The organism is Amycolatopsis sp. NPDC051102, assembly GCF_040682815.1.
GTDB lineage: Bacteria > Actinomycetota > Actinomycetes > Mycobacteriales > Pseudonocardiaceae > Amycolatopsis.
Genome location: NZ_JBFBBT010000021.1, coordinates 123,735 through 138,685, shown reverse-complemented (window position 1 = coordinate 138,685; position 14,951 = coordinate 123,735). Strand labels below are relative to the sequence as shown.

Genomic DNA, 14,951 nt, shown 5'->3' with positions numbered 1-14,951 from the left:
ACACCCGGCGTTCGCGCGGGTCAAGCGGCGATCAGCGTCTTGACCTCGGCGTTCGCCTCCGCGGCGAGCATCTTGCCGGCCTGTTCGGCGACCTTCCCGGAGACGACCATGATCACCGCGAAGACGCCCGCGAAGAGGACAGTGCTCAGCCACACCATGGTCGAGACGGGCAGGATGAACGCCCCGGCGATGCGGGCCGAGCTTTCCAGCACGAAGCCGATGCCCCAGATCACGGTGCAGCGCCGCAGGATGGCGTCGAAGCGCGTGGTGCCGCCGAGCCGGTCCCACGCGGCTTCCCGAGCCGCCTGGCCGCGGGTGAGGAACGGGCGCATGGTCTTGGTCATGATCGGGGCCGCGGTGAATGCGGAGGCGAGCATGACCAGGCCGGTGATGCCGCTGCCGAGCGAGTCCTTGGCGATCATCATCCGGGCGTCACCGGTGACGAAGGTGAGCAGCATCCCGACGACGTTCGTGGTCAGCACGACCAGCGCGAGGCCGTTGAGCGTGCGGTCCTTGGCGAACTGGAAGAGGGTCCGGGCCAGCGGGAAGACTCCCGAGGCGGCGAGCGCGGCGAAGTCGCTTGCGCCGAGTGAGTGGAGGCCGTAGTAGACCGCGGCCGGCACGGCGATCTCGATGGCGAGGGTCTTGAGGAGGGCGGTTCCGGGCTGGTTCGTCGTCATGCCGAAAGCTTGTCGCGGCGGGAGGTTCGGCGAGGATGCCGTCCGCCACGACTTCGGGCTGACAGATGTCACGGCTCAGCCGCCCGAGTGCATGTCTTCCGCCTCGGGGACGCAGTCGTCGTCCGGGTCGTCGAGCCAGCCGTGGGGCAGCGTGACCTTGCCCGGTGAGCCCTGACGTCCGCGAGGACCCGTCGCGGCTTCAGGGAAGGGGGCGTCGTGGTCGAGCTGGGCGATGAGGTCGTCGAGCTGGGCCATGCTCGAGAGCATCGCGAAGCCGCGGCGGAGTTCGGAGCCGACCGGGAAGCCCATCAGGTACCAGGCCATGTGCTTGCGGATGTCGCGCATGGCCTTGTCGTGGCCGTCGTGCTCGATGAGGAGCTCGGTGTGGCGGCGGAGCACCTTCGCGACTTCGCCGAGGTTGGGCGGGGTCGGGAGGGGGCGGCCGGCGAAGGCGGCTTCGAGCTCGCCGAACAGCCAGGGCCGGCCGAGGCAGCCGCGGCCGACGACGACGCCGTCGCAGCCGGTTTCGTCGACCATGCGCAGGGCGTCGGCGGCGGAGAAGATGTCGCCGTTGCCGAGGACGGGGATGCTGGTCACGGCCTCTTTCAGGGCGGCGATCTTGGTCCAGTCGGCTTGGCCGGAGTAGCGCTGCGCGGCGGTGCGCGCGTGCAGGCTGACGGCGGCGGCGCCCTCGGCTTCGGCGATGCGGCCGGCGTCGAGGTAGGTGTGGTGGTCGTCGTCGATGCCGATGCGGAACTTCACCGTGAACGGCGTGTCCCCGGCGGCCTTCACCGACTCGCGCACGATGGCTTCGAACAGCTTCCGCTTGAACGGCAGCGCGGCCCCGCCGCCCTTGCGCGTCACCTTCGCGACGGGACAGCCGAAGTTGGAGTCGACGTGGTCGGCGAGGCCTTCGCCGACGATGATCCGGACGGCTTCGGCCATGGTCTTCGGGTCGACGCCGTAGAGCTGCATGGACCGGGGCTTTTCGTTCGCCCCGAAGGTCATCATGTGCATGGTGCCGGGGTGGCGTTCGACGACGGCGCGGGCGGTGATCATTTCGCACACGTAGATGCCGGCGCCGTACTCGGCGCACAGCTGCCGGAAGGCGACGTTGGTGATCCCGGCCATGGGGGCGAGCACGACCGGGGGATCGACCTGGTAGGGGCCGATCTTCAGGGCGGGCTTGCTCAGGGTGGCGGTCACGGTCTCCATTGTCGCTTGTGGTGTCGGTCACGCCGACCAGGGGCTTACTTGTCCTTCCGGCGGAGCTTCTTGATCCGTTCCAAGTCGGCGGTTCGCTTAGCCTGTTCCTCCTGGAGCAGGACTTGGATGATCTTCTGCAAGTCATCCGGGGAGTACCCTTTGATCGCGACCTCCTGGTCGTTGATCCAAGTCCTGAGCTCCTTCTTGTCGTGCCGGTGCACGACGGTCCGGATCGTTGCCGCCAGGGCGCCCCAGAACCATGGACTGGTCACGGTCACCACCACCAGTTCGAGCGCGGGACCGCTCGAGAACTCGAAGCCGCGGTGGTTCACGAGGCCGGCTTCGGTGAGTGCCGGACGCAAGTCCGCTGCGAGCGTTCCGGAGGCTCGGAGACGGATCGTGTCGGGCTCCACTCCCAGTTCGATCGCAAGCCGAAGCGGTGCCTGGTCCGTCGAGGTCGTAGTCATGTCAGCAAGCGTGACAGTTTGCCTCGGCTGATGACGCCGATCTGCGGGGCGCGCGCTGTTTCCGCAGGTAGAAACGCGGGGGTACGCGTTGTCGCACTCGACAGGCATAGGGTTCTGCGTATGACGAACAAGCCGCTTCGCTGGGGAATCATGGGTACCGGCGGCATCGCCGGCGCCTTCGCTCAGGACCTGAAGCTCACCGAGTCCGGTGTCGTCGCCGCGGTCGGGTCGCGCACCGTCGAGAGCGCCGGGCGGTTTGCCGACCAGCACGACATCGACACCCGCCACGGCAGCTACGAAGCCCTTGCGAGCGATCCCGGCGTCGATGTCGTCTACGTCGCCACTCCGCATCCGATGCACCACGCCAACGCGCGGCTTGCGCTCGAGGCCGGGAAGCCCGTGCTCGTCGAGAAGCCGTTCACGATGGACGCCGGCGAAGCTCGGGATCTCGTCGACCTGGCTCGGGACAAGGGTCTCTTCCTCATGGAGGCGATGTGGACGCGGTTCCTGCCGCACGTCCGGCACATCCGTGAGCTCCTGCCGCAGCTCGGCGACATTGTCACCGTTTCCGCCGATCACGGGCAGTGGTTCGCCGAGGACCCCGCCTTCCGGCTGTTCGCGCCGGAACTCGGTGGTGGTGCCCTGCTCGACCTGGGGATCTATCCCGTTTCCTTCGCGTCGATGGTGCTCGGGGCGCCCGAGCGCGTCGCCGCCATGGTCACTCCCGCCTTCACCGGGGTCGATGCGCAGATGTCGATGCTGTTCGGCTACGCGAGTGGTGCGCAGGCCGTGCTGACCTGCACCTTGAGCGCCGTTTCGCCGACCACCGCGGTCATTGTCGGCACCGATGCGCGCATCGAGGTCGACGGGCCGTTCTACGCCCCCGCCTCCTTCACCCTCGTTCCGCGCGAAGGGGAACGGCGTCGCTTCGAATACGTCGACGAAGGCCGTGGCCTGCGGCACCAGGCCGACGAAGTGGCGCTGCGGCTCGCCGCCGGGGATACCGAGAGCCCGCTCATGCCGCTCGGTGAAACCGTCTCGATCATGACCACCATGGACCAGGTGCTGGCCGCGACCAGGACGTGACCGCGGATTGAGTAGTGCTACGGATCCGCAGGTGGACGCCCGTGCGTGACCCTGTCCGGTATGACCACCGACGCAGATGTGCTCCTCCGGCTCGCCGGCGAGATCGACGACCTGGGGCGTCGTCTCGCCCTGGTGGGTTCCGAACTGCGAACCGTCCGGGACGAGCGGGCCGAGCCTGCCGGACAGCCGCCGCACCCCGAGCCGTCCCCGGAGCCTGAGCGGGCCGGACAGCCGGCTCCGCAACCTCCCCGGCCCATGCGGCCCGAGTCGGTCCCGTGGCCGCAGTACCAGTGGCAGCCGCCGCCCCGGCCGCAGTACGTCCCGCCGCCGCAGTACCCGCCGGCGTCCTCCATGCCCGCTCCGCGGCAGACGCTGGGCGAAAAGCTCGGCAAGGAAGGCGCCGGCAGCCGCGTCCTCGCCTGGGTCGGCGGGGCCGTCACCCTCCTCGGGGTCGTCCTGCTGCTCGTCCTGGCCGTGCAGCGGGGCTGGCTCGGACCGCTGCCGCGGGTGCTCGTCGGCGCCGGGTTCGGGCTGGCGCTGACCGGGACCGGCGTGTGGCTGCACCGCAAGCCCGCCGGCCGCACCGGCGCCTTCGCGCTGGCCGCCACCGGCATCGCCACGCTCTACCTGGACGCCGTCGCCGCGACCACGCTGTACGGCTTCCTGCCGGTGCTCGCCGGGCTCGCCGCCGGGCTGGCGGTCGCCGTCGGCGGCCTGCTCGTCGCCGTTCGGTGGGAGTCGCCGCTGCTGGCCGCCGCCGTCGTCGTCGGCTGTGTCGTGTGCGCGCCGATGATCGTCCGCGGGTTCACCCCCGAACTGGTCACGTTCCTGCTGATGGTGCAGCTCGCGACGGCGCCGGTGCAGCTGCGCCGCGACTGGTCGTCGCTGACGCTCGCCGCCGGTGTCCCGCCGCTGCTCGCCTCGGTGATCAGTACCGCGGTGCTGGGCGGCGGCGGCAGCTGGGCCAACACCGCCGCGGCCGGCGGCGCCGGGGTGGCCGGCGTCGTGCTCGCCCTGATCGTGCTGCGCCGCCGCGAAAACGACCCCGCCGCGCTGGCCGTGCTGGCGACCGCCGTGCTGCCGACGCTCATCGCGGCCGTGCTGCTGCCGAAGGCGCAGGCCGTGCCGGTCACGGCCGCCGCGGGCGTGGTCCTGCTCGGCGTCTGGGCGACGCAGCGCTTCTGGCGCGGGTTCGCCGGTCAGGTGGCCGGGCTGGCCGGCCTGCTGGCGATCCTGCAGGCGACGGTCACGCAGTTCGACGGCCCAGCGCGCGCCGGGGTGCTGCTCGGCGAGGCGCTGCTGCTGGTCGTGGCCGCGGTGGGCGGCCGCAACCGGGGTGCGCTCGCCGCCGCGCTCGGCTTCGCGGTGATCGGCGGGCTGGTCGGCGTGGTCTTCGACGTCACGCCGGCGCTGCTGATCGTGCCGCGCGACCGGCCGGTCGCCGTGCTGACCGGCGGGCTCGCGGTCGCCGCGCTGATCCTCGCCGTCTCCGTCGTGCTGCCGTGGGCCGCGGCGCGCCTGAAGGTGTTCCGCGGGCCGGCCGACGACCTGCCGATCTGGCTCCTCGCCGGGGTTTCCGCGCTGTACGGCGCCGCCGGGGTGGTGCTGTGCGGTGCCCTCCTGGCGGTGCCCGGCCGGACCGGGTTCCTGCTGGGCCACGCGCTGATCACGGTGTCGTGGACGGTCGCGGCGCTCGTGCTGCTGCTGCGCGGGATCGACGTCGCCGGGCTGCGGGTGACCGGGCTGGTCCTGGTCGGCGCCGCGGTGCTCAAGCTGGTGCTGTTCGACCTGTCGGCGCTGGACGGCCTGGCCAGGGTGGGCGCGTTCCTCGGTGCCGGGCTGGTGCTGCTGGCCGCCGGGACGCGGTACGCGCGGCGGGTCGCGTCGCGCTAGCCGGGAAGAATTGCCGGTGCCCCGTGGTTGCCTGGATCACCACCGGCGACCAAGGGGCACCGACATGGCCACACCGAAGCTCACCGACCGCGCGGGCGAGAACATCGCCTGGCTGACCACCGTCACGCCGAAGGGCCGGCCCGCGCCGCGGCCCGTGTGGTTCGTCCTCGACGGCGACGACATCGTGCTGTTCAGCAAGCCGGACACCGCGAAGCTGCGGCACATCGCCGCGAACCCCGAGGTGAGCTTCCAGTTCAACAGCGACGAGTACGGCGGATCGGTCCTCGTGGTGAACGGGAAAGCGCACGTCGAGACCGGGAAGGCGTCGGAGGCGCCGGGGTACCTCGACAAGTACGCCAAGTTCTACCCGGGCATCGGCTTCGAGACGCCGGAGGCCTTCGACGCCGCGTACTCCGTGCGCATCCGCGTGGTGCCCGAGCGCTCCTGGGGGTTCTGAACCCGTCCATTTCGGACAGCGGACCGCCGCAAACCGGTGGAAAAGTCACGAATTTCCCAGCCGGTGGCGTGTCCGCGGTCCGGTTATGGTGCGTGTGTGCCCGAACACACCGGCGAAACCCGCAACGAGCAGCTCACGCGCAACGTCGGCGAACTGTTGCAGGAGCTGCGGGTCGCCCAGGCCGGCGTGCAGATCCTCTTCGGCTTCCTGCTGTCGGTCGTGTTCACCGACCGGTTCCACGACGCCAGCGGGTTCGAGAAGTCGCTGCACCTGTCCGCGGTGACGCTCGCGGTGGCGGCCACGGCGCTGCTGACCGCGCCCGCGGCGTGGCACCGGCTGCTGTTCCGCACCGGCAGCCGGGAGCGGATCCTGGCCGTCGGCAACCGGTTCGTGCTGGTCGGCCTGGTCTGCCTGGCGTTGGCGATCACGTCGACGGTGGCGCTGATCGCCAAGGTGGTCTACGGCGGGATCGCCATGGCCGTGCTGGGCGTGCTCTGTCTGCTGATCTTCGGCGTCCTCTGGTTCGTCATGCCGTTCCGGCTGCGCCCGGACGCTCAGCCGACCGGGCCGCCCAAGTAGAGCGTGTCTTCCTGGACGAAGCAGAGCGGGTTGCCGGACGGGTCCGCGTAGAAGGACCGTTCGCCCCAGAACTGGGTCTCGATGGCGTCGTCCACCCAGCGCGGCCCGGCCGCCTGGACCAGCCGGAACGTCTCTTCGACGTCGTCGACCGCGAGGTAGACGATCCGCGGGTCCTTCCGCGGCCGGGGCTCGCGGTGCTCGGGCGGTGCCTCGACGCAGGCGAGCACGACGCCGCCGCAGGTGAAGTAGTGCCGGTTGACCGCGATGCGTTCGCCGGGGGCGCCGAGGACGGCTGCGTAGAACGCGACCGCGACGCCGATGTCGTCGACGGGCTGGATCAACCGGAACACCCGCGGGCCGCTCATGCGGGCACAGTACCGCTGTTCATCCCGTGTTCGGCAGCAGTTGCCGAGGCGGTCGGAAGCCGCCCGTAGCTTCCCGCCCGTGACTGACACATCTCGCCGGACCTTCCTCCTCGGCGCCCCGGCCGTCGCCGCCGCGGTGACCCTGCCGAACGTCCTCGGCGCCCCGGCCGCCGAAGCCACCGGCCGGCACCGCCCGGACGCCGAAGATCCGCGCTTCACGCTCGTGGTCATGCCGGACACGCAGTACCTGTTCGACGAGGACCGCGGCGACGCGGCCCCGCTCGACGCCTCGCTGCGGTACGTCCTCGAAGCACAGGCCGACAACGTTGTCTTCCTCGCCCACCTCGGCGATCTCACCCAGAACGGCCGCGCCGACGAGTTCGCCCGGATCAGCCGGTCGTTCCAGGCGCTGGACCGCCACCGGTTCCCGTACAGCACCCTCGCGGGCAACCACGACATCGACGGCTCGAAGGACGACCAGCGCGGCCCCTCGCCGTACCTCGACGCCTTCGGACCACAGCGCCAGCGCAACTCCACGACTTTCAAAGGCGCGTCGAAGGACGGCTACAACACCTTCCACATCTTCCGCGGCGGCGGCCGCGAGTGGCTGCTGCTGGCGCTGGACTGGCGGCCCTCGGCGGGCGGTTTGAACTGGGCGAAGCAGGTCCTCGCGCAGCACCCGACGCTGCCGGCGATCCTGACCATCCACGACCTCGTCTGGGCCGACGACGACCACCAGGCCCAGTTCTCGACGTTCGGCGAGCACGTCTGGCAGGAGCTCGTCCAGGGCAACGACCAGATCTTCCTCACCCTCAACGGCCACTACTGGCCGACCGGGCGGACCGTCCGGAAGAACGCCGCCGGGCACGACGTGCACGTCCACCTCGCCAACTACCAGGACCGCTACTACGGCGGCAGCGCGATGGTCCGGCTTTATCAGTTCGACCTCGCGCGCGGCGTGATCGACGTCCGGACGTTCTCGCCGTGGCTCGCCGCGCAGGACCACCTGAGCGAGATGCAGCAGCAGGAGGTCGAGCGCAGCGGCGCGGCCGACTACTTCAGCGTGGAGATCGACTTCGCCGAGCGCTTCAAGGGCTTCGCGCCGGTGCCGGTCCCGCCCGGACGGCCGGCGAAGCAGCTGCTGATCCCCGGGACCGTCGCCTACTGGCGGTTCGAAGGCGGTCAGGACGGCAAGGCGGTGCCGGACAACGTCGTCGTGCGCGACCAGACCGGCCGCGGCAACGACCTCACGCGCGTCACCGCGCCCGGCAGCGGCCCGGACGCGCTGAAGTACTCGAGCGAGTTCTCGCCGCGGCAGCCGTCGCGGGCGAGCCTTCGGTTCGACGGCGGCCGTGACCCGAGCCGGGGCGCGTACCTGCGCACGGTCGACGCGGCGCCGATCAACAAGCTGAAGTTCGAACGCGGCTACACCGTCGAAGCGTTCTTCTGGCTGCCCGCCGACTTCAAGGACGGTCACCACGGCTGGTGCGGGCTGTTCGCCCGGCAGGGCAGCGGCGCCGCCGCGGGCAAGACCGGCGACGACCCGAAGGAGTCGGCGGCCACACTGTCCCTTTCGGACAGTGGGGAGCTGCAGTGGGCGGTGTACCCGCTGAACCAGAACCGGACGTCGACGAACTGGGGCCACGAGCTGCCGGTGGAGAAGTGGTGGCACGTCGCCGTGGTCAACGACGGCCGGCGGACCACGGTGTACGTCGACGGCTGCCCGGTGGTCCGGAACCCGGCCACGCCCGCCGTCGGGCTCGCCGACCCGGGCGGGCCGTGGCTGGTCGGTGCGTCGTCCTACGACGGGAAGGTGGACCGCAGTTTCGCGGGGCTGCTGGGTGACGTGCGGGTGGCCGACCGGCCGCTGGACCCGCGCGAATTCATGCTGGGCTGAGCCCCTTGACAGCGGGTGGACAATAAAAAATCGGCGTGCTCTCCAGGGGTAATAGGAGAACTCGCCGAACCTGATATGAGTCTAACCGCTGTGAGGGGAACTTGTCAAACCAGGGGTACGACGAGGAATTGCGGGAAGAACGGGCCTACGTCGCCGCGCTGTACGAGCGGCTCGACCGCGAACGCGCGGCGGCGCAGGCCCGCTACCACGGCGCACTCGGGCAAACCGAGCTGACGCCGGGGGAACGGGAGAACGACGTCCGCGCCCGGTCGTCGGAGGCGGCCCGGCTGGACGTCGCCGACAACGGGCTCTGCTTCGGCCGGTTGGACGCCCTTTCGGGCGAAACCAGCTACATCGGCCGGGTCGGGCTGTTCGATGCGGAAAACGACTACGAACCGTTCTTGCTGGATTGGCGGGCGCCGGCGGCGCGGCCGTTCTACGTCGCCACCGCGGCGACGCCGGAAAACATGCGCCGGCGTCGTCAGTTCCACACGATGGGGCGCCGGGTCGTCGATTTCACCGACGAAGTCTTCGGCCGTCCCAGCGACACCGAGCGCGGGGACGCGGCGCTGCTCGCGGCGGTCAACGCGCCTCGCGGGGAGGGCATGCGGGACATCGTCGCGACGATCCAGGCCGAGCAGGACGAGATCATCCGCCTCGGCCACCCGGGTGTGCTGGTGGTCGAAGGCGGTCCCGGCACCGGCAAGACGGCGGTCGCCCTGCACCGGGTGGCGTACCTGCTCTACACGCGCCGGGAGCGGATGTCCCGCAGCGGTGTGCTCGTGGTCGGGCCGAGCCCGCTGTTCCTCGACCACATCGGCCGCGTGCTGCCCTCGCTCGGCGAGTCGGACGTCGTCTTCCGGACCACCGGCGACCTCGTGCCCGGCCTGCGTGTCACAGCCGAGGACCGGCCGGAGGTGGCGCGGCTCAAGGGTTCGCTGAAGATCCTCCACGTGCTGGCCGCCGCGGTCGCCGACCGGCAGCGGGTGCCTGCCGAGCCGGTGCCCGTCGACCTCGGTGACGTCACCGTGGAGCTCGACGCCGGGCTGGCGGCCGAGGCCCGGCTCGAAGCACGCCGGTCCGGGCGGCCGCACAACGAAGCTCGCCGGCTCTTCCGCGAGCGCGCCTTGGAGCTCGTCGCCGAGCGGGTCGTGGCGAAGATCGGCGAAGGCTGGCTCACCCCCGCGGACCGCATGCTGTGGGCCGATCTCCGCGCCGACGTCCTGGACGAGCTCGCGCAGCACGAAAGGCTCGGCGCCGCCCTCGACGAGCTGTGGCCGTACCTGACGCCGGAAACGCTGCTGGCGCCGCTGTACGAGTCCCCGCACCGCCTCGAGGCCGCCGGGGCTGCCCCGGCGTTGTTCCGCGCGGACGGGACGGCCTGGACCGTGTCGGACGTGCCGTTGCTCGACGAGCTCGTCGACCTGCTGGGCCGGGACGACAGCGAGGAACGCGCCGCCGCACGCCGGCAGGCCGAAGCGGAGGCCGAGTACGCCTCCGGCGTCATGGAGCTCATGCGGCTCGACCAGGAGGAGCTCGACGAGGACGTCCAGCTGGTCGCCGAGAACCTCCTCGACGCCGAGGACCTGGCCGGGCGATTCGTCGAGCGCGACACCCGTGACCTCGCCGAGCGGGCGGCCGCCGACCGCGACTGGACGTACGGGCACGTCGTCGTCGACGAGGCCCAGGAACTGTCCGAAATGGACTGGCGGGTGCTGATGCGGCGGTGCCCCAGCCGGTCGTTCACGATCGTCGGCGACCTCGCGCAGCGCCGGTCCGCGGCCGGGGCGCGGGACTGGGCGACGATGCTCACGCCCTACGCCGGCGACCGCTGGCTGTACCGCGAGCTGACCGTGAACTACCGGACCCCGGCGGAGATCATGGCCGTCGCGGGCGCGCTGCTGGCCCGGTTCGCGCCGGCCGTGCGGCCGCCGGAATCGGTGCGCGCGTGCGGCGTCCGGCCGTGGTCCAGACGAGTGGCGGACGACGAACTGCCGGACGCCATCGAGGACTTCGTCCGCGACGAGGCCGGGCGCGAAGGCACCAGCGTGGTGATCGGGCCGCCGGGCGTGCCGGGAACGATCCCGCCGTCGGCCACCAAGGGCCTGGAGTTCGACGCCGTCCTCGTCGTCGAGCCCGCGCGGATCCTGGCCGCGAGCCCGCGGGGCGCGGCCGAGCTGTACGTCGCGCTCACGCGCGCCACGCAGCGCCTCGGGGTGCTGCACCGGGATCCGCTCCCGGCGGCGCTGGCCGGCCTCGCCGAGGCCGGTGTGCCGGCGCGGGCGGGGCACCGGCGGTTCCTGTAGCGGACCGCGGGGGTGGCGGGTGCAGGCCCGTCATCCCCGCACCGCTACGCCGTGAGCCGGCCCCAGGAGTAGTCCTGCTTGGCCAGCTTCAGGTACACGAACAGCTCGGTCCCGGACACGCCCGGGATCTTCCGCACCTCGTCGCCGAGCACCTCGAGCATGTGGTCGTCGTCCCGGCAGACGAGTTCGGCGAGCAGGTCGTAGCGCCCGGCGCACAACACGACGTAGTGCACGTTTTCGAGCTCGGACAGCTTGTCCGCGACCTCGCGCGGATCAGCGCCTTCGATGTTGATGCCGACCATGGCCTGCCGCGTCAGGTCCACGTTGGCGGGGTCGGTCACCGCGACGATCTTCATCAGGTCGTCGCGCAGCAGGCGCTGCACGCGCTGGCGGACCGCTCCCTCCGAAAGCCCGACCGCCTTGGCGAGGGCGGTGAACGAGGCCCGGCCGTCCTGCTGGAGCAGGCCGATCAGCGATCTGTCCGTATTGTCCAGCGCGCGCGCACGTGTTTCGTCACCCATGCCGTCCCTCCCTGTGTTTCGGCATGTGATTTGTCAAGTGCGCAGCGTATCGAGACCAGCGGAGAAAGCGAGCCCTCCGCGTCAGCTTCGCGTGATTCGGCGTACACGCCACGATCAGCCGAGGATTCGGTGGCGCGGGGTGAAACTCACGAGGTTTTCCGAGGCGGTTTTGTGCGCCCGCGCACAGCGGGACGCGCGTACGGCACGCCGGCAGGTACCGTCTGGCGGCTTCTCTCGTACCGGCAACCCCGGCGTCCCAGCAAACTCAGGAGGACCAACGCATGTCGGAGGCCGTGGCGCTCGGCGTCGCCCCCGCCGTTCCCGCGAAGGGGCTGCGCGGTGGCGCGCTGGGCATGGTGTCGTCGATGGTGATCGGGATGTCGTCGACCGCGCCGGCGTACTCCATCGCGGCCACGCTGGGGCTGATCGTGCTGGCGGGCACCGGGTTCAAGGCGGCCGCGTTCGTGCTGCTCTCGTTCGTGCCGGTGCTGTTCGTCGCCTTCGCCTTCCGCGAGCTGAACACCGCGGAACCCGACTGCGGCACCAACTTCACCTGGGCGGCGCGCGCGTTCGGCCCGCACGCCGGGTGGTTCACCGGCTGGGTCGTCACGGTCGCGCAGCTGCTGGTGATGAGCAGCCAGTCTGCGCTCACCGGCCGCTACACGCTGCTGCTGTTCGGCGCCTCGGACGCGGCGGGCAACCGGTGGGTGACGACGGCGATCGGTGCCGCCTGGCTGCTGGCGCTGTGCTGGCTCTGCCACCGCGGGATCGAGGTCTCCGCGCGGGCGCAGTGGATCCTGCTCGGCGTGGAGCTCGCCGTGCTGGTGCTCTTCTCGGCCGTCGCGCTGATCCGCGTCTTCGACGGCACGGCCGGCCCGCAGGCGTCGGTGCCGCGGCTGGACTGGCTGTGGCCGGGCGGGGTTTCGGCCGGTACCGCGGTTTCGGCGGTGCTGCTGGCCGTGTTCATCTACTGGGGCTGGGAAAGCTCGCTGTCGGTCAACGAGGAGTCCGCCGATCCGCGCCACGCGCCGGGGCGGGCCGCGGTGCTTTCGACGGTGTTGCTGGTGCTGAACTACCTGCTCGTGACGGTCGCCGCGCTGGCCTTCGCCGGGACCGGCAGCGAGGGCATCGGCCTGGCCAACGAGGCCAACTCCGAGGACGTCCTGGCCGGCCTGGGCGGCGCGGTGTTCGGCGACGGGACGACGGGCAAGATCCTCGGCGTGCTGCTGATCGTCTCGGTGCTGACCAGCGGCGCGGCCACCAGCCAGGCGACGATCATGCCGGCGGCGCGCACGACGTTGTCGATGGCCAGCCACGGTGCGCTGCCGCGCGTCTTCGGCCGCGTGCACCCGCGGTTCCGGACGCCGACCGTGGCGACCTGGGCGTTCGGGCTGGTCTCGCTGGCCGTGTACGTCCTCCTGGCGCTGATCAGCGACAACGTCCTGGCCGACTCGGTGGACGCGGTGGGCCTGACCATCGCGATCGAGTATACGATGACGGCGCTGGCCTGCGTCTGGGTGTTCCGCCGGACGCTGTTCGCGAGCGTGCGCAACTTCGTGCTGCGCGGGCTGTTGCCGTTCACCGGTGGCCTGTTCTTCCTGGCGGTGCTGGTGTTCGCGCTGATCGAGTACGCGCGGCCGGACGCCGGTGAGACGACGGTGTTCGGCATCGGCGGCGTCGCGGTGATCGGCGTGGTGTCGATCGTGCTCGGGGTGCCGCTGATGTTCGCGGTCCACCGCGCCTGCCGCGACTTCTTCGCCGGCCGCCGCCTGCCGCGCGGGATCGTGCCGCGCGGCGGCGACCGCATCGTCGAGGCTTAACCGAGGTCGCGCCGGCTGAGGTCCTCCTCGGTTTCGCGGCGCACCAGCAGCGTCGCGACGCCGTCCCGCACGCCGACCAGCGGCGGGCGGCCGACCTGGTTGTAGTTCGACGCCAGCGAGTGGTGGTACGCGCCGGTGCACGGCACGGCCAGCAGGTCGCCGGGGCGCAGGTCGGCGGGCAGGCTGATGCCGTCGGCGAGGACGTCACCGGCTTCGCAGTGCCTGCCGACCACGGTCATCGGGACGCGCTGCGCCTTCGACCGCCGTCCCACCAGCCGCGTGGTGTAGCGGGCGCCGTAGAGGGCCGGGCGCGCGTTGTCGCTCATGCCGCCGTCGACCGCGACGAAGGTGCGGCTGCCGCGCTTGACCGCGCAGACGCGGTACACCGTGATCCCGGCCGGCCCCACGATCGCCCGGCCCGGCTCGATCGTCAGGCGGGGCACCGGGAAGCCGTGCGCCGCGCATTCGTAGGCGAGGGCGACGCGCAGGCGCCGCGAGTAGCCGCCGAGGTCGAACGCGGGCTCGCCGCCGGCGTAGGGCACCGCGTGCCCACCGCCGAGGTCGAGCTCCCGCAGCGTGACGCCGTGGGTGTCGCGGATCCGGATCAGCACCTCGGCCATCCGCCGCGCGGCGGCCTCGTACAGGTCGACCCGGGACACCTGCGAACCGATGTGGCAGTGCAAGCCCTGAAGCCGCAACCCGGGTTGTTTCTTCACTGCTTCGACGGCGGCGTCGACGTTGTCGGGTACGCCGTCGAGAAGCGAGAAGCCGAACTTCTGGCCTTCGGTGCCGGTGCTGATGGCCGCGTGCGCCCCGGCGGCGACGCCCGGCGTCACCCGGACCATCACCTGCTGGGCGCCGTGGGCGAGCGTGCCGAGCTGCTCGATCTCGTCGAGCGAGTCGACGACGATCCGCCGCACGCCGTAGCCGAGCGCGGCCTTCAGGTCCTCGGGGGTCTTCGCGTTGCCGTGCAGCAGCATGCGCTCCGCGGGGAAGCCGACCGAGCGCGCGACGGCGATCTCGCCGGCGGAGCAGGTGTCGAGCGACAACCCCGCTTCGGCGACCCAGCGCAGGACAGCCCGCGTACACAGCGCCTTGCTCGCGTACGCGACTTCGACGTCCGGCAGCGCTTCGCGGTACTCGCGTGCGGTGTCGCGGACCTGCTGTTCGTCGATGAGGTAGGACGGCGTCCCGAAGCGGGCCGCGAGGTGACTGACGGGCGCGCCGGCGAAGAGCAGTTCGCCGTCTTCGCCGAGTCGGGTGCTTCGCGGCCAGACTCCTGGCTCGAGGTGATCGGCGGCTTCGCAGCCGAGGCTGGGAAGAAGCTCGCTGAGCGTCACGGGTGCCTCCGGGCATCACGGCGGATCGGACTCCGCCAGGACACCCCCGCGGGCACGCCCGGAGATCACCCGTGAACGCCGTCCTGACGGCTCCGGGGCGCCCGCTGACGCGTTGTTAACGCGCGAGTAACTTCGGCCACACCTCGGCTGAGCTGCGGCGATCCCGGATCAGCGGATGGCTTCGGGGGTGGTGTCGAGTTCGTGCACCAGCTGCACCGCCAGTGCGAGCGCCTGGGCGTCGCCGAGCTCGGTGTTGGCGAGGACGACCCGCTTCGCGCGGTCGATGCGGAGCTGGTAGCGGGTGGTGGGCTGGATCGGGGTGCTCATGGTGGTC

Annotated in this window: 14 protein-coding genes; 7 read left to right on the top strand and 7 right to left on the bottom strand. The window is 71.3% G+C overall.

Annotation, left to right across the window (positions count from 1 at the left end):
* Window positions 1–20: 20 nt before the first annotated feature.
* The 3 genes from AB0M93_RS38845 to AB0M93_RS38835 all read right to left on the bottom strand — a co-directional run bounded on the left by AB0M93_RS38845 (window position 21) and on the right by AB0M93_RS38835 (window position 2,353).
* On the bottom strand, window positions 21–680 hold the full coding sequence (locus AB0M93_RS38845) for a VC0807 family protein (RefSeq protein WP_364283854.1): 660 nt from the start codon (window positions 678–680) through the stop codon (window positions 21–23).
* Window positions 681–755: 75 nt separating this feature from the next.
* Window positions 756–1,895, bottom strand: coding sequence for a tRNA dihydrouridine synthase DusB (gene dusB, locus AB0M93_RS38840; protein ID WP_364283851.1), 1,140 nt, complete (start codon window positions 1,893–1,895; stop codon window positions 756–758).
* Window positions 1,896–1,930: 35 nt separating this feature from the next.
* Window positions 1,931–2,353, bottom strand: coding sequence for a hypothetical protein (locus tag AB0M93_RS38835; RefSeq protein ID WP_364283849.1), 423 nt, complete (start codon window positions 2,351–2,353; stop codon window positions 1,931–1,933).
* A 120-nt stretch (window positions 2,354–2,473) separates the two neighbouring features.
* Here AB0M93_RS38835 and AB0M93_RS38830 point away from each other — a divergent pair, with 120 nt between their 5' ends.
* The 4 genes from AB0M93_RS38830 to AB0M93_RS38815 all read left to right on the top strand — a co-directional run bounded on the left by AB0M93_RS38830 (window position 2,474) and on the right by AB0M93_RS38815 (window position 6,368).
* On the top strand, window positions 2,474–3,439 hold the full coding sequence (locus AB0M93_RS38830) for a Gfo/Idh/MocA family oxidoreductase (protein WP_364283962.1): 966 nt from the start codon (window positions 2,474–2,476) through the stop codon (window positions 3,437–3,439).
* A 60-nt stretch (window positions 3,440–3,499) separates the two neighbouring features.
* On the top strand, window positions 3,500–5,332 hold the full coding sequence (locus AB0M93_RS38825; RefSeq protein WP_364283846.1) for a DUF2339 domain-containing protein: 1,833 nt from the start codon (window positions 3,500–3,502) through the stop codon (window positions 5,330–5,332).
* Between the two features lie 64 nt (window positions 5,333–5,396).
* The gene (locus AB0M93_RS38820) at window positions 5,397–5,789 is read left to right on the top strand and encodes a TIGR03667 family PPOX class F420-dependent oxidoreductase (RefSeq protein WP_364283843.1); all 393 of its coding nucleotides are present in this window, start codon (window positions 5,397–5,399) and stop codon (window positions 5,787–5,789) included.
* A 96-nt stretch (window positions 5,790–5,885) separates the two neighbouring features.
* Entirely contained in the window at window positions 5,886–6,368 is a 483-nt protein-coding gene (locus AB0M93_RS38815) for a DUF6328 family protein (protein WP_364283840.1), read from the top strand.
* Here the strand turns inward: AB0M93_RS38815 and AB0M93_RS38810 are convergent.
* Window positions 6,344–6,733 (bottom strand): VOC family protein, encoded by a 390-nt coding sequence (locus AB0M93_RS38810; RefSeq protein ID WP_364283837.1) that lies wholly within the window; start codon window positions 6,731–6,733, stop codon window positions 6,344–6,346. The genes AB0M93_RS38815 and AB0M93_RS38810 overlap by 25 nt on opposite strands.
* Window positions 6,734–6,812: 79 nt before the next feature.
* Here AB0M93_RS38810 and AB0M93_RS38805 point away from each other — a divergent pair, with 79 nt between their 5' ends.
* Complete coding sequence (locus tag AB0M93_RS38805) at window positions 6,813–8,630, top strand: LamG-like jellyroll fold domain-containing protein (RefSeq protein ID WP_364283834.1); 1,818 nt, start codon at window positions 6,813–6,815, stop codon at window positions 8,628–8,630.
* Between the two features lie 101 nt (window positions 8,631–8,731).
* Window positions 8,732–10,936, top strand: coding sequence for an RNA polymerase recycling motor ATPase HelR (gene helR, locus AB0M93_RS38800; RefSeq protein WP_364283831.1), 2,205 nt, complete (start codon window positions 8,732–8,734; stop codon window positions 10,934–10,936).
* A 44-nt stretch (window positions 10,937–10,980) separates the two neighbouring features.
* Here helR and AB0M93_RS38795 read toward each other — a convergent pair whose 3' ends face one another.
* Window positions 10,981–11,457 (bottom strand): Lrp/AsnC family transcriptional regulator, encoded by a 477-nt coding sequence (locus AB0M93_RS38795; protein ID WP_364283828.1) that lies wholly within the window; start codon window positions 11,455–11,457, stop codon window positions 10,981–10,983.
* Between the two features lie 281 nt (window positions 11,458–11,738).
* On the opposite strand from AB0M93_RS38795, the gene AB0M93_RS38790 reads away from it, so the two are divergent.
* Window positions 11,739–13,277: an APC family permease gene (locus tag AB0M93_RS38790; protein WP_364283825.1), complete on the top strand. Its 1,539-nt coding sequence runs from the start codon at window positions 11,739–11,741 to the stop codon at window positions 13,275–13,277.
* Here the strand turns inward: AB0M93_RS38790 and lysA are convergent.
* Entirely contained in the window at window positions 13,274–14,617 is a 1,344-nt protein-coding gene (gene lysA / locus AB0M93_RS38785; RefSeq protein WP_364283822.1) for a diaminopimelate decarboxylase, read from the bottom strand. The genes AB0M93_RS38790 and lysA overlap by 4 nt on opposite strands.
* Window positions 14,618–14,785: 168 nt before the next feature.
* Entirely contained in the window at window positions 14,786–14,944 is a 159-nt protein-coding gene (locus AB0M93_RS38780; RefSeq protein WP_364283819.1) for a DUF6307 family protein, read from the bottom strand.
* Between the last annotated feature and the right edge of the window lie 7 nt (window positions 14,945–14,951).